Origin of the sequence: Sphingopyxis microcysteis (genome assembly GCF_012274265.1) — a bacterium.
In the GTDB taxonomy this organism is placed as follows: Bacteria; Pseudomonadota; Alphaproteobacteria; order Sphingomonadales; family Sphingomonadaceae; genus Sphingopyxis; species Sphingopyxis microcysteis.
Window position 1 is genome coordinate 1,114,881 of the sequence record NZ_JAANYY010000002.1, and the last position, 21,159, is coordinate 1,136,039.

The following is a 21,159-nucleotide window of genomic DNA, read 5'->3' on the forward strand; positions in this document are numbered from 1 at the left end:
GCTTAGTGGTGCACCGCAACGTCCAGGCTGGCCGTCAGGATGCGATCAACGGTCCGCTCCCAATCGTCGAACCGCCAGAACCCCGGGCTCGAACGGCCGACGATCCGCGGTTCTCGATCGGTTGGCGCAATTTCCAGGTCCACCGGCGTCACTTCGGCGAGCAGGTTGCAGTCAAAGAACAGACGAACCGACACCGCCGCGCCCGTCTCGCCCGCGCTACCGGTGACCACCGCCAGCATTCCGTTCGACAGGCTGACCAGCGTTCCAGCGGGATATATCCCTAAGCTGTCGGCGAACTGGTCAAGCAGGTGCGGGTCGAAATGGCCGGCCCAACCCTGCATCGCGGTCAGCGCCTCGCACGGCGACCACGCCGCCTTGTACGGACGATCCGACGTCACTGCGTCATACACGTCGCAGATCGCCCCCATCCGGGCGTAGAGCGACAGCTCATCGCCCGCCAGCCCGCCCGGATAGCCGGTACCATCCATCTTTTCATGATGGCGCAGGCACACTTCAAACGCTGCTGCCGGAATATCCTGCGACTTCATCAAAAAGGCATGGCCTGCTTCGGGATGCACCTCGACCGCATTGCGTTCGCACATCGTCAGCTTGCCGGGCTTGAACAGGACGTCGTCGGCAATCGCGACCTTCCCGACATCGTGCAGCAATCCCGCCACCCCCAATGCCTGCACCTCGGCCTCGTCCAGTTTCAGGTGGCGGGCAAAATTGATCATCAGCGCACAGACGGCGACCGAATGAAGATAGGTATATTCATCCTTCTGCTTCAGCCGCACCAGGTCGATCATCGCACGCGATTGGCGCGTGATCGATTTGCCGACCGCTTCGGCCAGCGACGCCATCCGCCGCGCTTCGACCGCGCGCCCCATCCGCGCCGCGCCGAACAGGTCGACCACCGCCTGTTTCGATTTCGCGACCAGCCGCTCGGCGCGGCGGCGCTCCTGGGCATAGCTTGCGGGACGCACCACCCGCTCGCGCGGGGGCGCAAAGATATGCGCGCGCCGACGCTCGATCCCGCGATAGGGCGGCGCAAGGCCGGTCGCCGATTTTCGGCGGTCATCGGCGGTAAACTCGCGTGCCGCGTCGGTTTCCGCCCATCGGCTGCGGCTGCGGTCGACGATCACCGCCGTCACCTCGGACTCGCGAATGCGCGCCAGCTGCTCGGGTGTTTCGATCAGGAACCGGCTGCGCCAGAACGGATGATCGATCCATCGTCCGTCGAACCCATCGACAAACATGCCGATCTCGACTTGCTCGGGTTTGAGGTGAAGCAGCATTGATCTGGTCCCAAATGGCATATGCCACAGTCGCTTAACGACCGGAACGGGACGCGATTTAATCAGAGATGCGGCGCGCCATGTCGGTGTGCACGCCAGCGTAGTTGGCGATGTCACCCGGACGTTGTTTCGGCGAGCGATATCCAGCCTTCGCCCAAATGGTGAATTGACCTAATCCCCCGCAAAATCGAAGGCACTAACGCCTCGCTCGCCCTCGCGGAACCGCAAAGGTCGTCCCAGCGGCGGCATCGATCTTTGCACGCATCCGGTGCGCGTACAGCGGCGGCAGCCGAGTCCGATCGGCGTCGCGGGGGATCGCATCAGGTCGATCCCGCGCGCGGCAACGAGCGGTGCCGCGACCTTTGCATCGACGCCGACGCACACCGCAAAGCGCGCGGGCGTACCGCTGCCTGTTGCGCCCGGCGCGGCGACGCTGCGGCTTTGCGTGAACCAGCGCGACCCGTCCTCCAGCTCGATCAGGTCGGCGATCACTTCGCCGGGCCGCGCGAACGCTTCATGGACGCCCCACAGCGGACAACGCGCATCGCCATCGACCAGCGGCGACTGGCTCGCGCCGGCATAACGCTTGCTCCCCTGCCCCGCCCGGTCGATGCGCAGCATGAAAAAGGGCAGTCCGCGCGCGCCGACGCGCTGGAGCGTCGTCAGCCGGTGCGCGACCTGCTCATAGCCCGCACCGAAGCGCCGCTGGAGCAGCAGCAGGTCATAGCCGGTCGCGTCGCACGCGCGGAGGAACCGGCTGTACGGCATCATCAGCGCCGCGGCGAAATAGTGGACCAGATGCCGCTCGAACAGGCGCGCCGCTGCGGGCTCGGCAAACTCGGCGCCCGCGACCAGCGCGTCGATCTCGCCCTTCGCCTCGACCTGCGCCAATGTCGCCGCCGCCTGAAAGGTGCGCGAGGCGGGGCGGAGCAGCTCGTTCAGCATCAACTGCCGTGCGTGCCAGTCGAGCCAGCGCAGCCGGTCGGGCATGACGTCGCTCGGCAAGATGCGAATGCCCAGCTGGTGCCGCGTGCGCAAGCGCTCTGAAATCGTGCCGTAAAGATCGCCGCCCGCGAGCCGCAGTTCGTCGGCCAGTTCCTCGGCCTTCGCGTCGAGGTCGGCAAAATGGTTGCGCCATTTTTCGATCGCACGGCGAACCGCGGCAACTTCGGGCGCTTCCTGCGACACATCGGCGCGCGCTTCGGGTGCCGCATCGAACAATCGCGCAAAGGCCGCGGCGGTCGCCGGCGCGCTCTGCAACCACTCCTCGACATCTTGCGCGCCGATCCCCAGGTCGGCGAAACGCGGGTCGGCGAGCCGCCGCCGTAACCCCGCCAACCCGCCCGGCACCTCTTCTTCCCCGAGCTTGGCGGCATCGAAATCGAAGCGTTCGGCCAGCCTGACGATGACCGTCGCGCTCAGCGGGCGTTGCCCATGCTCGATCAGGTTGAGATAGCTCGGCGAAATGTCGAGCGCCTCGGCCATCGCCGCCTGCGTCATCCCCGCATCGCGCCGCGCCCGCCGTACCGCCGCCCCTGCAAACACCCGTCGCTCAGCCATAGATGTAACTTTCTTTACTGATTTACACGCTAATTAGCACCAGAACGGCATATTTTACAAATATTATTGACAAAGCTTTTCACTTTGTGCGCCACTTTCGCCACCTTCGGCCCATCACCTCTCCACAAGGATTCGAACGATGGGCTACACCGAAGACATGGCGCAGGCAGGCCGCCTCATCCGCGATTATGACGGCACCTGGGACGGCATCAGCGGCGAAAGCGTTGCCCGCATGCGCGCGCAGAACAAGTTCCGCACCGGCCTCGACGTCGCCCGCTACACCGCGCGCATCATGCGCGCCGACATGGCCGCCTATGACGCCGATCCCGCCAACTACACCCAGTCATTGGGCTGCTGGCACGGTTTCATCGCGCAGCAGAAGATGATCTCGATCAAGAAGCATTTCGGCACCGTCAAGGGCCGCTACATCTATCTGTCGGGCTGGATGATCGCTGCGCTGCGTAGCGAATTCGGGCCGCTGCCCGACCAGTCGATGCACGAAAAGACCAGTGTTCCGGCGCTGATCGAGGAAATCTACACCTTCCTGCGTCAGGCCGACGCCCGCGAACTCGGCGGCCTGTTCCGCGAACTCGACGCCGCGCGCGCTGAAGGTGACGAGCTGAAGGCCAAGCAGGTGCAGGCCGCGATCGACAATCATGAAACGCACGTCGTGCCGATCATCGCCGACATCGATGCGGGCTTCGGCAATGCCGAGGCGACCTACCTCCTCGCCAAGAAGATGATCGAGGCCGGCGCCTGCGCGCTCCAGATCGAGAACCAGGTCTCGGACGAAAAGCAGTGCGGCCACCAGGACGGCAAGGTCACCGTGCCGCACGAGGATTTCATCGCGAAGATCCGCGCCTGCCGCTACGCCTTCATGGAACTCGGCGTCGAGGACGGTATCATCGTCACGCGCACCGACAGTCTCGGCGCGGGCCTGACCAAGCAGATCGCCTTCTCGAAGGAGCCCGGCGACCTTGGCGACCAGTATAACAGCTATCTCGACTGCGAAGAGGTCGAAGGCGCGGGCAACCCGGGCGACGTGCTGATCAACCGCGACGGCAAGCTGATGCGCCCGAAGCGCCTGCCCTCGAACCTCTATCAGTTCCGCCCCGGAACCGGCGAGGATCGCTGCGTCATGGACTGCATCGCGAGCCTGCAAAACGGCGCCGACCTGCTCTGGATCGAGACCGAAAAGCCGCACATCGAACAGATCGCCGGCATGGTCGACCGCATCCGCGAAGTCGTTCCCAATGCGAAGCTCGCGTATAACAATTCGCCGAGCTTCAACTGGACGCTCAACTTCCGCCAGCAGGTGTTCGACAGCTGGCAGGCCGAGGGCAAGGACGTCAGCGCCTATGACCGCGCCAAGCTGATGAGCGCCGATTATGACGCGACGCCGCTGGGCGAAGAAGCCGACAACCGCATCCGCACCTTCCAGCGCGACGCGGCGAAGCGGGCGGGCATCTTCCACCATCTCATCACGCTGCCGACCTATCACACGGCGGCGCTCAGCACCGACAATCTCGCCAAGGAATATTTCGGCGACGAAGCGATGCTCGGCTACGTCAAGGGCGTTCAGCGTGCCGAGATCCGCCAGGGTATCGCCTGCGTGAAGCACCAGAATATGTCGGGCAGCGACATCGGCGACGATCACAAGGAATATTTCGCCGGCGAAGCGGCCCTCAAAGCCGCGGGCAAGGACAATACGATGAACCAGTTCGCTGCCTGACACGAGTTCGGCGCGAGCGGCCCGTTGCACCCGCTCGCGCCACCCCGCTTGGTGCGGGGGCTAGCGACCCAGCCCCCGCGCCTCCCGAGCTTTCCTGGGGAGGAAAGCCTGTCCGCCGGAAGCTTATACGGGCTTCCGGCGGACATTTTTATTGCGGCAGGATCGCTTCCTCGTCGCGCGTCTTGACCAGCGACCAGATCACGCCGCCCGCAATCAGCGCGACGGTTACGCCAAGGCTGACCAGCGGCGGGAATTTGTCGCCGCCGAGGATGAAATCGGCGACGAAGATCTTCGACCCGATGAACACCAGTACCAGCGCGAGCGCATATTTGAGGTAATGGAAACGGTGCACCATCGCCGACAGCGCGAAATAGAGCGCGCGCAGGCCCAGGATCGCCATGATGTTCGACGTATAGACGATGAAGGTATCGGTGGTGATCGCAAAGATCGCCGGCACGCTGTCGACCGCGAACACGAGGTCGGCGAGGTTGATGACGACGAGCGCGAGGAACAAGGGCGTCGCCGCCAGTACCAGCTTGCCGGTCTTGCTGTCGGGCACGCGCACGAAGAATTTCTCGCCGTGCAGTTCGTTGGTGATCGGGATATGGCGCGACAGCCATTTGACCACCGGGTTACCCGCGACGTCCATCGGCTTGTCGCCCGCGAACAGCATCTTGATCCCCGTGAACACCAGGAACGCGGCGAACACATAGAGCAGCCATTCATATTCGGTGACCAGCGCCGCGCCGCCCGCGATCATGATCCCGCGCAGCACGATCACTGCGACGATGCCCCACAACAGCGCGCGATACTGGTAGCGCGGCGGGATCGCAAAGGTGGCGAAGATCAGCGAGATGACGAAGATGTTGTCGATCGACAGCGCCTTCTCGATAAAGAAGCCGGTGTAATATTGCAGCCCCGCCTCGCCGCCTTTCGCGGCCCAGACCCAGGCGCCGAACGCCATCGCGATGCCGATATAGAGCGCCGAGAGCTTCAGGCTCTCGCCGATCCCCATTTCCTTGTTTTCCTTGTTCAGGATGCCAAGGTCAAAGGCGGTGAGCGCCACGACCAGCGCGATGAACGCCAGCCAGAACCAGGCCGGGGTGCCCAGCCAGTCGGCAAACAGAAATTCCATGGTGATAGTCCCTGGTGAACGCCAGAAAGCGCCGCCCCGGCGGGACGACGCTTCCGGTCTTGATTAGGATGGATTAGCGGGCGAGCGCCGGACGCAGCGACAGCGCCGCCAGGCGCCGCTTGACCGCAAGCTTCAGCGTCTTCAGCCGCAGCAGGCGGAACGGATCAGCTCCACGCCGCCGCGCCTCGCGCCGCGCCGCCTCGTCCAGCTGGCGATGCAGCAGGGTGAGCCGATAAACATTGGGATTAAGCGTCATGAAAATGGGCCTCCTGATTGAAAATCAAGCAGGTGACGCCGATGCCGGACCCGGGTGTAAGGGGGGAGGTAGGCCCAGAGCATCGGTGTCACCCGATGCGGTCCGACATCACGTGGCGGGAAAAGTCCCGCCGACGCCAGAGGGGCCCGGCCCGCATGAGATCAATCTAGGTGGGGTATGTGACGGTTTCAAGACTCCCGATATCATATTGGCGGAAAAGCCGTTCGGTCGGGCCGGCTGGGTGGAGCAGTGGGCACGATAGATGGGGTGTAACTTTGGGTGTGTATCCCCGCCCGTTGCTTATTCGTCATCCCGGCGAAGGCCGGGATCTCGCCGGTGCGGCAAGCCGATAGGGTGAGATCCCGGCCTTCGCCGGGATGACGATAGTGGCATGACCGCGACCGGCCGGTTCCCGCGTGGCTCGCTATTTCCCCATCAACTTCATCGCCATCGCCGTCAGCGCCTCGGTCGCTGTCGAAATCACCGCCGGGGCATCGGGCGCCCAGAAGGGCGAGTGCAGGCTGGGCAGCGTCCGGCCTTCCTTTTTCGCCGCGTCATATTCGGCCTGCGGCACCCCGCCGACCCAGATGATCAGGCTTTTGATGCCCTTGTCGTCGCGCGCGAAGCGGCCGAAATCTTCGCCGCCCATCACCGGCGGCACCTGGACCACGCGCTTGTCGCCGAAACTGGTTTTCAGAAAGCCCGCCATTTCCTCGGTGAAATCGGGCGTGTTGAAGGTCGATGGCGTATATTCGTCCTTCTGCACGGTCACGACCGGCATCTTGTCCTCGGGAACTCCCGCCGCAATCGCCTCGCCCTTGGCGACGCGCGCAATGCCGTCGAGCAGATGTTCGCGCACCGCATCGGTGTAGCTGCGCACCGTCAGTTGCAGCTTCGCTTCGTCCGAGATGATATTATGCTTTGCCCCGGCGTGAAAGCTGCCCACGGTCACCACCGCGCTATCGAGCGGGCTGATCTCGCGCGATACAAGGGTTTGCAGCGTCGTCACGATGCGGCTGGCCAGCACGATCGGGTCCTTGGTCGTTTGCGGATAGGCGCCGTGGCCGCCGACGCCCTTGACCAAGATATCGACGCTGTCGACATTGGCGAGCGCATATCCCGGCGTGTAGCCGATTACCCCGGCAGGAAACTGCGCCGCGTCGTGGAATGCCAGCGCATATTGCGGCTTGGGAAAGCGGGTATAGAGCCCGTCCGCCAGCATCATCCGCGCCCCGGCGCCGCGTTCCTCGGCGGGCTGGCCGATCATCACCAGCGTCCCCGACCAGTTCGCCTTGTTCGCGGCCATCAGCCGCGCGACGCCCACCCACGCGGTCATATGCGTGTCGTGGCCGCAAGCGTGCATTACGCCGGTTTCGACCCCCTCTGCGGTGGTCACGCGTATCTTGGACGCGCCCGGCAGCCCCGTCTGTTCGGTCACCGGCAGCCCGTCCATGTCGGCGCGCACCATGACGATCGGCCCGGGGCCGTTCTTCATTACCGCAACGATGCCGGTGCCGCCGACCTTTTCGGTGACTTCAAACCCCAGCTTGCGCGCCTCGGCCGCGAGGATGCCTGCCGAGCGGACCTCCATGAAGCTGAGTTCGGGATTAGCGTGGAGGTCGTCGTAAATCTTCATCAGCGACGGCATCTGCTTCTGCACTTCGCTGCCGAGCTGCTGCGCCGCCACGGGGGTGGCCCCCACTGCTATCAGCGCCAGCGCCGCGGCGCCCGTCCATAAGTTCTGCATCGTCATTCCCCTGTACCAAGCTCTTGCGAGCCGATCCTGATCCGTTCGTGTCGAGCCCTTCGACTGCCTTGGCAGGCGCTCAGGATAAACTTCGGCCATTGGCCGAAGTCGAGACACCCCGCGGCGTAGCGCGTCCCAAGCGTGTCTCGACGTCGCTCGACACGAACGGAACGTAAGCATCCTTTCAATCGGACGTCAGCCGCCCGGAACCAGTTCGATCACATCGACCAAGGATTCATAAGCCGGGGCGGGCAGCACCAGACGCCAGCGATTGTCGCCGATCCGTTCAACCAGCCCCGCCATGTCGCGCATCCGGTCGCTGCCGTAATTGACCGCCATTTTCTCGTCGCCGAGCTCGAGCGTGCCGAGGAAAATCTGGCGTTTCAGATGATCGGGAAAGATCAACCCCACGGGGCGCTGCGACCCGGTCAGCTTGGTCAGGCTCGACAGCCCCTGTTCGGGTGCCACGCGGCAACGGAACCAGCCATAGGCGATATAGCTGAGCCCGCCGCGTCCCTTCGCGCCGACCTTGATCGTCCGGCAGCGGTAATCGCCCGCCGGCAGATGCGCGTTGGGCAGCGCCGCCATCGGCTGCAGCAGCCCCCCTTCGCGATCGATTTCGGCGCCATGCCCCTTCGCCCGCGCGTCGGCCAGCGCCGCTTCCCAGCTGGAATACCAGCCGCGAATTCGTTCCTTGTCGGCATCGGTCGCGGTGGCGCGCCAGCTTCCCGCGGCGGGCGGCTCGTCGGCCGCCGACGGCGGTATTGTCGGCACCACCGGGACCGACTGGCATCCAGCCGCCGTCAGCCCCAGCGCCATGGCAAGAAAATAGTTGGTGCGACCCCTCATTCTCCGTCTCTCCCCTGGTCCGGCTGCGTTAACCTTAGGAGGGGAAAGGAGAATGCTCAAGCGACTCTACCCTCTCCCGTCGGGAGAGGGTTGCGAAGACTTGCCAACTTGTTGGCTAGTCGGACCTGGGTGAGGGGATCAGGCGTGGCCGATGCACGCCACCCCCGAGACTCTCATCCAACTCCGCCTAATCGCTTCACGATAAGGCTTCGTATCCTTCTCCCAAGGGGAGAAGGTCGGCGTCAGGCAGCGGTCCACCCGCCATCGACGCTCAGATTGGCGCCGGTGATGTTCGCCGCCTCGTCGCGGGTCAGGAACGATGCCAGCGCCGCGACCTGTTCGACGGTCACGAACTGCTTGGTCGGCTGACCCGCCAGCAGCACATCGTTGATCACCTGCTCGCGCGTCATCCCGCGCGCCTTCATCGTGTCGGGAATTTGTCCCTCGACCAGCGGGGTCCAGACGTAGCCGGGGCTGATGCAATTGGCTGTGATCCCGGCGTCCGCGACTTCCAGCGCGACCGCCTTGGTCATTCCGACCAGCCCGTGCTTCGCCGCGACATAGGCCGATTTGAACGGCGAGGCGACGAGCGAGTGCGCCGATGCGGTGCCGATGATCCGGCCCCACCCCTTTCTGCGCATCCCGGGGACGGCGTGACGGATGGTGTGAAACGCCGACGTCAGGTTGAGCGCGAGGATCAGATCCCATTTCTCGACCGGGAAATCCTCGATCGGCGACACGAACTGCGTCCCGGCATTGTTCACCAAGATGTCGACGCCGCCCATATCGGCATCGGCGCGCTCGAACATCGCGGTAATCGCATCGACCTTGGTCAGGTCGGCATCGTCATAGCTCGCCTTGCCGCCGCTCAAGCCTTCGAGCGCAGCGCGCTCGGCCTCGATCGCCGCGGCGTCGCCAAAGCCGTTGATGATGAGATTCGCGCCCTCGCTCGCCAGCGCCTTGGCGATGCCCAGCCCGATGCCCGACGTCGATCCGGTGACGAGCGCGGTTTTTCCTTTGAGACGCATGGTGCAAATCCTTTCGATGGAAGAATATTCAGTTGATGTCGGGATCGGCCTTGGAACGCAGCGCGTCGGATTGCACCGCAAAACTGCCCGATCGCCCTTCGGCGATGCTGTCGGCGAGCAGGTGCCCGTCTTTCATCGCGGCCTCGACCGCGGCGCGCCCCAGCGCCCAATTGGCCTCCATTGTCGAGCGCGAAAATTCGAAATCGCGCGCCCCGGTCTGCCATTTCGGCGGCTGGTGGATCAGCTGAACGACGTTCAGCGCCTTGCAGTCGACCATCCGCCGCACCGCCTTGACCTCGGGCAGGTCCAGCGCCTCCGCCGGGAGCTTCGCGAGCATCCGGTCGATCAGCTGATGCTCCTTGCGCCGCCGCACCAGCCCGTCCGAAATCCGCCGCGTACGGCTGGAATAGCGAATATCCTTTTCGCGCGACCAGGCTTCTTCCATGTCGTGCGGCCGCTCGCCGCGCGCGGGGAACAGATCGACCTGAAACACCAGCATATCCTCTTTGGCGGCATCGACGACATGCTCGAGCGGGGTGTTCGACACCAGCCCGCCATCCCAATACCAGGTGCCGTCGATCTCGACCGGCGGCAACCCCGGCGGCAGCGCGCCGGAAGCCAGGATATGCCGCGCGTCGATCGTGTCGATCCTGGTGTCAAAATAGCGGAAATTCCCGGTCTCGACCGCCACCGCGCCGACCGACAGGCGAACATTGCCTTTGTTCACCCGGTCCCAGTCGACAAGGCGGTCGAGCGTCTGGATCAGCGGGCTGGTATCGTAAAGGCTGACCGCCTCGGGGGTCTGACGCTCGGCGAACATCGGCGGCGGAAAGCGCGGGGTGAAAAAGCCGGGCACGCCAAACGCCGCGACCTGCCCCGCCGCGACCATATGCGCCCATTCGCGCGCCCAGTCATTATCGGCGGTCGGCAGCGACGGCAGCGCCGACGATACGCCGTTCCAGAATTCGCGCAGCTTGCCCACCGCCGTATCGCGCGGATTGCCCGCAATGATCGCGGCATTAACCGCGCCAATCGAAATACCGGCGACCCAATCGAGTTCGATCCCGAGCTCGATCAGCGCCTCATACACGCCTGCCTGAAAGGCACCGAGCGCCCCGCCGCCTTGCAGCACAAGCACGACGAGGTCGGGAAGCGGGAGCGCGGCGGCAGCACGGCGTGGCATGGACTCGGGGGCTCCTCTGATCCGCGACAGCGCAATTGGTGCGCCGCAGCACAAATGATTGCAAGCGCCGCGTCGCGCGCGAAGTCTCTTTCAATTGCCCGGCGCTGCTGTAACTATCGAGACCGACTGACACTTTAGCGGCGGAGAACCCCCATGCGCCTCGACGATTATGATCCCGGCGACGATATTCGCGACCTGGGCCGCGGCGGGGGCGGTGGTTTTGGCGGGGGTGGCGGCGGGCTGGGCGGACTGCTGATCGGGTTCCTGCCGATGCTGCTCGGGCGTAAGATGGGGTGCGGGACGATCCTGCTGATCGGGGCGGTCGCCTTTTTCCTGCTCGGCCCCGGTGCCAATATGCTGAGCAGCGGCGGCGGCACCGCCGATCCGATGGCGGACAGCCGCGGCGGCGCGAACGTCGCCTGCGACACCGCTTCGGAACGGTTCGCCTGCAATGTGTTCGGATCGACGCACACGGTTTGGGAGGGCTTGGTTAGCGGCTACCAAAGGCCGACGCTCAATTTCTTTACCGAACGCAACAGTTCGGGCTGCGGCGCGGCACAGGCGGCGATGGGCCCCTTTTATTGCCCCGCCGACCAGGGCGTCTATCTCGACACCAGCTTCTTCCGCGAGCTCGAACAGAAATTCGGCGCCGCGGGCGACGCGGCGCAGGCCTATGTGATCGCGCACGAGGTCGGCCATCATATCCAGACGATCAGCGGGATTTCGAACCAGGTCCGTCAGGCGCAGGCGCGCAGCTCGCAGGCGGAAGGCAACGCGCTGCAGGTCCGCATGGAATTGCAGGCCGATTGCTACGCTGGCGTTTGGGCCGCGCGCGCGCGCACTGCGGCGGGTCAGCCGGTGATGGAACCGGGCGATATGGAAGAGGCGATGCGCGCGGCGAATGCGATCGGCGACGACACGCTGATGCGTTCGGCGGGGCAGCGTCCGGTCCCCGAAAGCTTTACCCATGGTACCAGCGAACAGCGTATGACATGGCTGCGCCGCGGCCTGCAATCGGGGGATCCGCGCCAGTGCAACGCCTTCGATACCGCCATCTGATCGTAGCGCTCGCGGCCGCGGTGGCCGCGACGCCTGCGATGGCGCAGACGATCTATGTTCAGGCCGGACGGCTGATCGACGGCGTGACCGACGACGTTCGCACCGGCCAATGCATCACGATCGAGTCCGAGCGGATCAAGGCGGTTGGGCCATGCGGCGAAACGCCCGCGGGCGCGACGCGGCTCGACTGGTCGGGCTACACCGTCCTGCCCGGGCTGATCGACCTTCACACCCATCTCGCCGACCTCGGCCAGAGCGCCGACCTTGCCGCGCCGATCAAGGCCTCGCCCGCCGAGACCGTCCTCGTCGGCGCGCGCAACGCCCGCGTCACGCTCGACGCGGGGTTCACCAGCGTGCGCGACGTCGGCACCTATCGCGGCCTGACCGACGTGACGCTGCGCAACGCAATCGAGCGGGGCGATGTCCCCGGACCGCGGATGTGGGTCGCAGGCGCCTATATCACGATCCCCAAGGGCGGCGGCGAATTGAACGGCGTCGTGCCCAACGACCAACTGCCGCCCGACATGCGGCTGGGCGTTGCTGCAACGCCTGAAGAAGCGGCGGCCAAAACCACCTTCCTGCTCGATAGCGGCGCCGATTTCATCAAGACGATCGCCACTGGCGCGGTACTGGCGATCGGCACCGAACCCGGTGCGGTCGAACTCAGCGAGGACTATCTGCGCGCCGTGGTCGAAGTCGCCCATGCGCGGGGCAAGAAGGTCACGGCGCATGCCCATGGTGCCGAGGGGATCAAGATCGCGATCAACGCCGGGGTCGACAGCATCGAGCACGCCAGCCTCGCGGACGAGGAAGCGCTCCGGCTCGCCAAGGCGCGCGGCACCTGGCTGGCGATGGACATCTATAACGGCACCTACATCGATGATGTCGGGACCAAGGAGGGCTGGCCCGAGGAATATCTGCGCAAGAACCGCGAAACCACCGACGCCCAGCGCGCCGCGTTTCGCCGCGCGGTCGAGCTGGGTGTGAATATCGGCTACGCCACTGATGCCGGCGTCTATCCGCACGGGCTGAACGCGCGGCAATTCCGCAACATGGTCAAATATGGCATGACGCCGATGCAGGCGATCCAGTCCGCCACCGGCCGCGCCGCGATCGAGATGGGCCGTGGCGACATCGGCGCGATCGTGCCCGGCCGCTATGCCGATATGGTCGCGGTAAAGGCCGACCCGCTTGCCGACATCGCGGTGCTCGAAAAGATCGACCATGTGATGAAGGGCGGCGAGATCGTCCGGTAGCGACCGATTGCTGCCGTCGATCCTCCCTGTCGCGTAGCGATGGGGAGGTGGCAGCGCGGAGCGCTGACGGAGGGGCATTGGCACTACCGCCGCTGCCCCTCCACCATTCGCTTCGCGAACGGTCCCCCTCCCCATGGCTTCGCCACAGGGAGTATCTATAACATCGTCATCCCGCCGAAGGCCGGGATCTCGCCGGTGTGGAAAACCGATAGGGTGAGATCCCGGCCTTCGCCGGGATGACGAATAAGGCTAGGTCTGCTCACCCCCCCAAACCGAACGCCCTGAACCCGCAATCGACGAACACGCTTGAACGCGCGCCCTACCCCGCTAAACCGCTTTCATGCGAAACCATATCCTGACCAGCGCTCTGGCGCTCGCCGCTGCCCTGTCAACCCCCGCCTTCGCGCGCCCGATGACCGAGGTCGATCTGGCGACGCTGAAACGCGTCGCGGCGCCGACCGCGTCGCCCGACGGACGCTGGGTGGTGTTCCAGATGACCGAGACCGACGCCGCGACCTACAAGCGCGCGACCGGCCTGTGGCTGGTGGACCGCAATGCGAAGGATGCTGCGCCGGTGCGCGTCGCCGATATCGCCGACAAGAATGAATCGGCCCCCGCCTTCCACCCCGACGGCAGCCTCTATTTCCTCTCGAACGCCAGTGGCAAAAGCCAGGTGTGGCGGGTCGATCCCAAGACTGGCGCTGGCGCCGTGCAGGTTACCGATACCGTGGCTGACGTGTCGGGGTTCAAGATTTCGCCCGACGGCCAGCGCCTGCTGGCCTGGGGCGACGTGCCGCGCGAATGCACCGATTTCGGCTGCGACGCCAAGGACAAGGGCGCACAGCCTGGCCCCGGCACCGGCCGCCTGTACAAGGACGGCACGGGCTTCGTGCGCCACTGGGACAGCTGGGAAACCCCCGGCACCTATAGCCGCCCCTTTGTCTTCAACCTCGACGGGGGCAAGGCGACGACCGCGCGCGCCGTCGATGCCGGGCTGACCGGCGACAGCCCGTCGAAACCCTTTGGCGGCGGCGAGGAACTGGCGTGGGGCGCCGACAGCCGCACCGTGTATTTCACGCTGCGCAAGGCCGACAAGGACGAGCCAACCTCGACCAACCTCGATATCTATAGCTGGCTGGTCGACAGCCGGATGATGCCGCGGAACCTGACTGCGGAAAACGAGGCGACCGATACCCTGCCCACGCTCTCGCCCGACGGCAAATGGCTCGCCTATGCCGCGATGGCCCGCCCCGGCTATGAGGCCGATCGGCAGGTGCTGATGCTACGCGACCTTGCCAGCGGCGAAACGCGCAAGCTGACCGATAGGTGGGATCGTTCGGTCGGCTCGATCGCGTGGGCAGCGGACGGCAAATCGCTCTTTGTCACCGCGCAGGAAGTGCTCGACCATCCCGTCTTTCAGGTCGATGTAAACACCGGCAAGGTGGCCAAGCTCAAGGCCACCACCGAAGCCTATGAGGGCAATATCGGCGACGTCACCCCCCTGCCCGGCGGCGCGCTGCTCTACTCGCGTAACAGCGTCGCGGTGCCGACCGACCTCTGGACGCGCGACGCCAAGGGCAAGATTACCCGCCTGACCAACGTCAACCGCGCCCAGCTGGCCGAACTCGACCCCGTCGATGCCAAGCGCTTCAGTTTCAAGGGCGCCAATGGCGACACCGTGTGGGGTCAGATCGTCAAGACCGCCGACACCAAGGGCAAGCTCCCGGTCGCCTACCTCGTCCACGGCGGCCCGCAATCGAGCTTTGGCAACAGCTGGTCGACGCGCTGGAACCCGCGGCTGTTTTCGGCGCCGGGCTATGCCGCGGTGACCGTCGATTTCCACGGTTCGACAGGTTACGGCCAAGCGTTCACCGACAGCATCAATCAGGATTGGGGCGGCAAGCCGCTCGAAGACCTCAAGCTCGGACTCGCCGCAGCGGGAGCGCAGGACGCCAATGTCGACACCGCCAACGCCTGCGCGCTCGGCGGTTCCTATGGCGGTTACATGATGAACTGGATCGCGGGAAATTGGCCCGACGGCTTCAAATGCCTCGTCAACCATGCCGGGGTATTCGACCTGCGCGCGATGGCGTTCGAGACCGAGGAAACCTGGTTCGACGAATTTGATCATGGCGGCCCATGGTGGCAGCGCCGCGATGCCGAGAAGTGGAACCCGGTCAATCACGTCACCAAATGGAAGACCCCGATGCTGGTGATCCACGGCGAAAAGGATTTCCGCATTCCCTACAGCCAAAGCCTCGCGGCATTCCACGCCTTGCAACGGCAGGGCGTCGCGGGCGAATTGCTGGTGTTCCCCGACGAGAACCACTGGATCCTGAAGGGCCAGAACAGCGTCCAATGGTATCAGACGGTGTTTGGCTGGCTGGGCAGGCATTTGAAGAAATAGCCCGCCTTCGTCGCCCCCGCGCAGGCGGGGGCCGCTGGAGGTTTACGCGGCTAGGATGGATACGCCCGATAACGGCCCCCGCCTGCGCGGGGGCGACGACAATCGTGGCCGGATGACGAAGCGCGCCATTGCCCCTTGCCGCGCCGCACCATGGCTGGCAAAGCGCGGCGCATTATGCCGATGGAAAAAACATTCGATCCCGCCGCAATCGAGGCGAAATGGGCCAGTGAGTGGGAAAACCGCGGGCTATTTCGCCCGCATCGTCCCGAAGCCACCCCCTTCACGATCGTCAACCCGCCGCCGAACGTCACCGGCGCGCTGCACATCGGCCATGCGCTCGACAACACGTTGCAGGACGTCCTCGTCCGCTACGAACGGCTACGCGGGAAGGACGCGCTGTGGGTCGTCGGCATGGACCATGCCGGGATCGCGACGCAGATGGTTGTCGAGCGCCAGCTCGAGGCGCGGCAGGACAAGCGCACCAACTACAGCCGCGAAGATTTCATCGACAAGGTGTGGCAATGGAAGGCTGAAAGCGGCGGCCAGATCACCGGCCAGCTTCGCCGCCTCGGCTGCTCGATGGACTGGTCGCGCGAACAGTTCACGATGGACCCGCATTTCACGCGAGCCGTGGTCAAGGTGTTCGTCGACCTCCACAAGAAGGGCCTGATCTACCGCGACAAGCGCCTGGTGAACTGGGATCCGAAGCTCAAAACTGCGATTTCGGACCTCGAGGTCGAGACGCACGAGGTGCAGGGCGGCTTCTGGCACTTCAAATATCCGCTCGCCGATGGCGTTAAGCTCGATGACGAGCGCGACTATATCGAGGTCGCGACAACGCGCCCCGAAACGATGCTCGCCGACATGGCGGTCGCGGTGCATCCCGACGATGCGCGCTACAAGAGCGTGATCGGCAAGGATATCCTGCAGCCGATCACCGGGCGCCGCTTCAAGATCGTCGCCGACGAACATGCCGATCCCGAGCTGGGCAGCGGCGCGGTGAAGATCACGCCGGGGCATGATTTCAACGACTTCGACGTCGGCAAGCGTGCGGGCTTCAAGCCCGGCGAAATGCTCAACATGCTCGACGGCGATGCGAACGTCATTCAGACGAGCGACGGGCTGATCCCGGCAGAATATCTCGGCCTCCACCGTTTCAAACGCGACGGTGTCGATGGGGCACGCGAACTGGTCGTGACGCGGATGAAGGAAGCAGGCTTCCTGATCCCGCATGTCGACAAGGATGGCAACGCTCACGACGCCGAGCCGCGCACGATCCAGACGCCGTTCGGCGATCGCGGCGGCGTGGTGATCGAGCCGTGGTTGACCGACCAATGGTATGTCGACGCCGAAACGCTCGCGCAGCCGCCGATGGCGGCGGTGCGCGACGGGCGCATCAACATTGTGCCCAAAACATGGGAAAAGACCTTCTTCAACTGGATGGAGAATATCCAGCCATGGTGCGTGTCGCGCCAACTGTGGTGGGGGCACCGGATTCCGGCTTGGTATGGGCCGGGCAAGGATCAGCAAAAGACAGTCATTATCGACTCTCGCAAGCCCGAACGCGAACAAGCATTTTATAGCGGCCAACAGGTCTTCGTTGGGATCGATGAGGCGGAAGTGCTTGAGCAGGCGCGAGAGTACTACGGTTCAGCTAAAACAATCGAATTCACCGACGAGATTGCGACGGGCAACACCGCTGATGTCTATCTTTATCGCGACCCTGACGTTCTCGACACCTGGTTCTCCTCCGCCCTCTGGCCCTTCGCCACCCTCGGCTGGCCGGAAGACACGGACCTCGTCAAACGCCACTACCCCAATGACGTCCTCATCTCGGGCTTCGACATCCTCTTCTTCTGGGATGCGCGCATGGCGATGCAGGGGATGGAGTTCATGGGCGATGTCCCGTGGAAGACGCTCTATCTCCACGGCCTCGTCCGCGCGCCCGATGGCGCGAAGATGTCGAAGTCGAAGGGCAATGTCGTCGACCCGCTCGGGCTGATCGACCAATATGGCGCCGATGCCCTCCGCTTCTTCATGGCGGCGATGGAAAGCCAGGGTCGCGACATCAAGATGGATGACGCGCGCCTCGCGGGTTATCGCAATTTCGCTACCAAGCTGTGGAACGCCGCGCGTTTCTGCGAAGCCAATGGCATTTCGGCATCGACCAGCTTCGAGGCGCCCGCCGCCACCCTGCCGGTCAACCGCTGGATCATCGGCGAAGTCGCGGCGACCGTTACCGCGATGGAAACCGCCTTCGCCGCCTATCGCTTCGACGAAGCCGCGAATGCGATCTACAGCTTTGCTTGGGATCGTTTCTGCGACTGGTATCTCGAACTGATCAAGCCAACGCTGAATGAGGACGCTCAGTTCCAGCCAGATATGGCCGACGAAACGCGTCGTGTTGCAGGATGGGCCCTCGACCAGATACTCGTCATGCTGCACCCATTCATGCCGTTCGTTACCGAAGAACTCTGGCACGCGATGGGTGACCGACCGAACCATCCGCTAATCACAGCAAATTGGCCCGCCCCCAATGCGGAGCTCGATGAGGAAGCGAGCGCCCAGATCAACTGGCTCGTCGCGGTCATCAAGGAAGTTCGTTCCGCCAGGACCGAACTTGGGATCAAGCCGAGCGACAGGTTGATGGCGCACTTCCCCGCGAGCCTACAGCCGCGCGTCAACGCCGGCTATCAAGCGCTCCTGCGAATAGCACGGCTTCAAAATGTCAGCTTCGACCCCGCCCCCGCTGGCGCATCGGCGCAGCTTGTCGTCGAGGGCGAAACGATCACCGTCCCCCTCGAAGGCGTCATCGACATCGCCGCCGAACGCGACCGTCTGACCAAGGCGCTCGCCGCCGCGGTCAAGGAACGCGACGGCCTCGCCGGGCGCCTCAATAACCCGTCGTTCGTCGAACGCGCCAAGCCCGAAGCGGTCGAAAAGGCGCGCGCCGATCATGCCGCGAAGGAAGCAGAAGCGGACCGGCTGACCGCCGCGCTGGCCCGGCTGGGGTGACGATCGACGCACGGGCTTTCGACCAAAGCGCCCGGGGGTTCGACTGGCGGCCCGCCGTCTGCTAGCGTCGGCGCCGGTTTTGGCGCTAAAGCAGGCGCAATGAACATGGCTCTACGTAAGGACGCGCTGCGCGATCAGCGCGCAAAAATGTTGGCGGCGGCGCCCGACTGGCGCGCCTCCGACGCACGCGTCAACCCGCGGGTTGCGATCGGATCGATCGTCGCGATGTGGGTGATCTATTTCCTGATCACCACGGGCCTTGCGATGCTGACCGGCGTGGCGGAGCCGCTGTCGTCGATCTGGCGCCGCGCGATTGTGGTCGTGGCGGGCATTTTATGCACCTTTGTCCTCTACCAGTTACTGCAACGCGCGCAGCCGCAGAGTTTCGGCGCGCGCCTGGCGGCCGCGCTGGGCGCGGCGGTGCCGCTGGTGATCGTCTATGCATCGGTCAACCTGCTCGTCTTCTATTACTGGTTCCCGGTTCCCGAAGCGACGCGGATCATCGAGGAAATGCAGGCGAAATTCCCCGGCGCGTGGGAAACGATCCTGATTCTCGACAGCTCGATCCGCTGGTATTTCTTCTTTGCCGTATGGGCGGCGCTCTATGTCGCCTTCGGCTATGCGAATGAGATGCGCGCGGTCGAACGGCGCGCCAATCATTTCCGGCTGGAGGCAAAAAATGCGCAGCTGCGCGCGCTGCATTATCAGGTGAACCCGCATTTTCTGTTCAACACGCTCAACTCACTGTCGACGCTCGTCCTGAAAGGATCGAAGAGCGAGGCGGAGACGATGATCATGAACCTGTCGTCCTTCCTGCGCTCCAGCCTTGCGATCGACCCCGAACAGCTTGTCAGCCTTGACGAAGAAATCGCGCTGCAACGCCTGTATCTCGAAATCGAGCAAACGCGTTTTCCCGATCGTTTGCAGGTCGAGGTCACGATGCCCGACGAGCTGAAAAACGCCTGCGTCCCGGTGCTGATCCTCCAACCGATCATCGAAAATGCGATCAAATATGGCGTCGCGCCGACCAAGGGCAAAATCGCGATCCGGTTGCACGCCAGCGCCGAATATGGGCTGCTGGTGCTGCGCATCGACAACGACATCGATCCCAAGGCGCCGACCCCGGCGTCGGGAACCGGGCTCGGGCTCGGCAATGTTCGCGAACGCCTGCTCACGCGCTACGGTCCGACCGCCGGATGCGAATGGGGACCGTCGGACGATGGCGGCTTCGTCGTGTCGCTCTGGCTGCCATTATCACGAGAGGCTCGCTGATGATCCAGACGCTGCGTACTCTGATCGTCGATGACGAACCGCTGGCGATTGAACGCCTGCAGATACTGACCGGCCAGCAGGACGGCGTGTCGCTGGTCGGCACCGCCAGCGACGGCGCCTCGGCGCTGCGCATGGTCGATGCGCTCGCCCCCGACCTCGTGCTCTGCGACATCGCGATGCCCGATCTCAACGGGCTGGAGGTCGCCGCCGCGATCGACCGGCTCGACAATCCGCCGGCGGTGATTTTTGTCACCGCGTTCGACCAATATGCGGTCGCCGCCTTCGACGTCGCAGCGGTCGACTATCTGCTCAAACCGGTATCACCCGACCGCCTCGCCCGCGCGCTCGCGCGGGTGCGCGAATGGCGCGCGGCGGAACGCGCCCCGACGCAAAAGAGCAAATGGATCAACGAATTCTGGGTTCAGAACCGCGGCGAAATGCTGCGTATCGACGCGGGCCAGGTCGATCTGATCGAGGCCGAGCGCGATTATATGCGGCTGCATGTCGGCGCGCGCAGCTGGCTCATTCACCAGACCATCAAGTCACTGGAAGCGCGGATGAACCCCGATCAGTTCATGCGCATTCACCGCTCGAAAATGGTTCGCCGCGACGGGATCGTCGGGCTGAAACATCATGGCGACGGGGCTTGGAGCGTCGATCTGGGCGATGGCGGCATCCACCGCGTCGGCCGCACCTATCTCCACGACGTCAAGTCCATCATGCACGCCTGAACCGAAAAAGGCGGCCATGCTGTTCCAGCATGACCGCCTTTTTTCTTGGCGCGTTCCGCACCGTTAGGGCGCGGCGACCGTGATCGTCTTGCCGCGATCGGCCAACCGGGTGCCGTCGCCATTCAGCAGGCTGGCGAGCTTCACGTCGGCGTCGGCCAGCGTGGCGGTTTCGCATTCCAGCGACAATGCCCGCTCGTGCAAGGTCTGGCGGTAGTTGGGGCGGCTGTCGCAAACCTTGCGAACGGCGGACTTGACCCGCGCGTTCAGCCGGTCGCGCCCTTCCACGCTCGTCAGGTTCAGGTCGTCATAGCGCACGACGACGCTACGCTGTGTGTCTTCGTCGTCAGCCGCGAAGGCCGGGACGCTCAGGCCAACGCACGCGATCGGCGCGGTCAGCAGGATCAGGGAAAGTTTCGCCATGGGGGAGTCCTCTCTTGGGGGATGATGCGGGACACGGAGTTTCTGGACCGGGGAGACCAGCACCTCCGCATCCCGCACAACCGTGATACTCCCTAGACGTCATCAGAATCGCGTTTGGATCGATCGGAGCGAAAGGCCGGTCGATTACCGGACGAAAGCCGTTCATCCGTCGACGAACGGACGAGAGGCGGGCAATTTGATGGCGTCACGCTTG

16 protein-coding genes are annotated in these 21,159 nt (G+C 64.4%); 7 read left to right on the forward strand and 9 right to left on the reverse strand.

Going from position 1 to position 21,159, the window contains the following annotated elements:
• Window positions 1-2: 2 nt before the first annotated feature.
• Together G9408_RS05370 and G9408_RS05375 are read right to left on the reverse strand one after the other, a co-directional pair.
• The gene (locus G9408_RS05370; RefSeq protein ID WP_168452999.1) at window positions 3-1,295 is read right to left on the reverse strand and encodes an HD-GYP domain-containing protein; all 1,293 of its coding nucleotides are present in this window, start codon (window positions 1,293-1,295) and stop codon (window positions 3-5) included.
• Window positions 1,296-1,466: 171 nt separating this feature from the next.
• Window positions 1,467-2,855: a helix-turn-helix domain-containing protein gene (locus G9408_RS05375; protein WP_168453000.1), complete on the reverse strand. Its 1,389-nt coding sequence runs from the start codon at window positions 2,853-2,855 to the stop codon at window positions 1,467-1,469.
• A 139-nt stretch (window positions 2,856-2,994) separates the two neighbouring features.
• On the opposite strand from G9408_RS05375, the gene G9408_RS05380 reads away from it, so the two are divergent.
• Window positions 2,995-4,587: an isocitrate lyase gene (locus G9408_RS05380; protein ID WP_168453001.1), complete on the forward strand. Its 1,593-nt coding sequence runs from the start codon at window positions 2,995-2,997 to the stop codon at window positions 4,585-4,587.
• Window positions 4,588-4,735: 148 nt separating this feature from the next.
• Here the strand turns inward: G9408_RS05380 and G9408_RS05385 are convergent, their stop codons facing one another.
• From G9408_RS05385 to G9408_RS05410, 6 genes are all read right to left on the reverse strand, one after another.
• Window positions 4,736-5,722, reverse strand: a complete 987-nt coding sequence (locus tag G9408_RS05385) for a TerC family protein (protein ID WP_168453002.1) — start codon at window positions 5,720-5,722, stop codon at window positions 4,736-4,738.
• 73 nt (window positions 5,723-5,795) lie between these two features.
• Entirely contained in the window at window positions 5,796-5,978 is a 183-nt protein-coding gene (locus G9408_RS05390; RefSeq protein ID WP_168453003.1) for a hypothetical protein, read from the reverse strand.
• Window positions 5,979-6,402: 424 nt separating this feature from the next.
• Complete coding sequence (locus G9408_RS05395) at window positions 6,403-7,725, reverse strand: amidohydrolase (RefSeq protein WP_168453004.1); 1,323 nt, start codon at window positions 7,723-7,725, stop codon at window positions 6,403-6,405.
• Between the two features lie 195 nt (window positions 7,726-7,920).
• Window positions 7,921-8,574, reverse strand: coding sequence for a DUF4893 domain-containing protein (locus G9408_RS05400; RefSeq protein ID WP_168453005.1), 654 nt, complete (start codon window positions 8,572-8,574; stop codon window positions 7,921-7,923).
• 242 nt (window positions 8,575-8,816) lie between these two features.
• Window positions 8,817-9,602, reverse strand: coding sequence for a 3-hydroxybutyrate dehydrogenase (locus G9408_RS05405; RefSeq protein ID WP_168453006.1), 786 nt, complete (start codon window positions 9,600-9,602; stop codon window positions 8,817-8,819).
• Between the two features lie 28 nt (window positions 9,603-9,630).
• Window positions 9,631-10,785 carry a patatin-like phospholipase family protein gene (locus tag G9408_RS05410; protein ID WP_168453007.1) on the reverse strand — a complete coding sequence of 385 codons (1,155 nt, stop codon included), beginning with the start codon at window positions 10,783-10,785 and terminating at the stop codon, window positions 9,631-9,633.
• Between the two features lie 153 nt (window positions 10,786-10,938).
• Between G9408_RS05410 and ypfJ the strand changes: the two genes are divergently transcribed.
• The 6 genes from ypfJ (at window position 10,939) to G9408_RS05440 (ending at window position 20,525) form a co-directional block, all read left to right on the forward strand.
• Window positions 10,939-11,844 carry a KPN_02809 family neutral zinc metallopeptidase gene (gene ypfJ / locus G9408_RS05415; RefSeq protein ID WP_168453008.1) on the forward strand — a complete coding sequence of 302 codons (906 nt, stop codon included), beginning with the start codon at window positions 10,939-10,941 and terminating at the stop codon, window positions 11,842-11,844.
• Window positions 11,817-13,100, forward strand: coding sequence for a metal-dependent hydrolase family protein (locus G9408_RS05420; protein WP_328804389.1), 1,284 nt, complete (start codon window positions 11,817-11,819; stop codon window positions 13,098-13,100). The genes ypfJ and G9408_RS05420 overlap by 28 nt, the downstream gene beginning before the upstream one ends.
• Before the next feature lie 340 nt (window positions 13,101-13,440).
• A complete protein-coding gene (locus G9408_RS05425; RefSeq protein ID WP_168453010.1) occupies window positions 13,441-15,507 on the forward strand; it encodes a S9 family peptidase in 2,067 nt (688 codons plus the stop codon).
• 174 nt (window positions 15,508-15,681) lie between these two features.
• Window positions 15,682-18,522 carry a valine--tRNA ligase gene (locus G9408_RS05430; RefSeq protein ID WP_210423183.1) on the forward strand — a complete coding sequence of 947 codons (2,841 nt, stop codon included), beginning with the start codon at window positions 15,682-15,684 and terminating at the stop codon, window positions 18,520-18,522.
• Between the two features lie 105 nt (window positions 18,523-18,627).
• Window positions 18,628-19,794, forward strand: a complete 1,167-nt coding sequence (locus G9408_RS05435; protein ID WP_232014847.1) for a sensor histidine kinase — start codon at window positions 18,628-18,630, stop codon at window positions 19,792-19,794.
• Window positions 19,794-20,525, forward strand: a complete 732-nt coding sequence (locus tag G9408_RS05440; protein ID WP_120216023.1) for a LytR/AlgR family response regulator transcription factor — start codon at window positions 19,794-19,796, stop codon at window positions 20,523-20,525. Before G9408_RS05435 ends, G9408_RS05440 begins: the two co-directional genes overlap by 1 nt.
• 63 nt (window positions 20,526-20,588) lie before the next feature.
• On the opposite strand, the gene G9408_RS05445 is transcribed toward G9408_RS05440, so the two are convergent.
• A complete protein-coding gene (locus tag G9408_RS05445) occupies window positions 20,589-20,945 on the reverse strand; it encodes a UrcA family protein (RefSeq protein ID WP_120216022.1) in 357 nt (118 codons plus the stop codon).
• Between the last annotated feature and the right edge of the window lie 214 nt (window positions 20,946-21,159).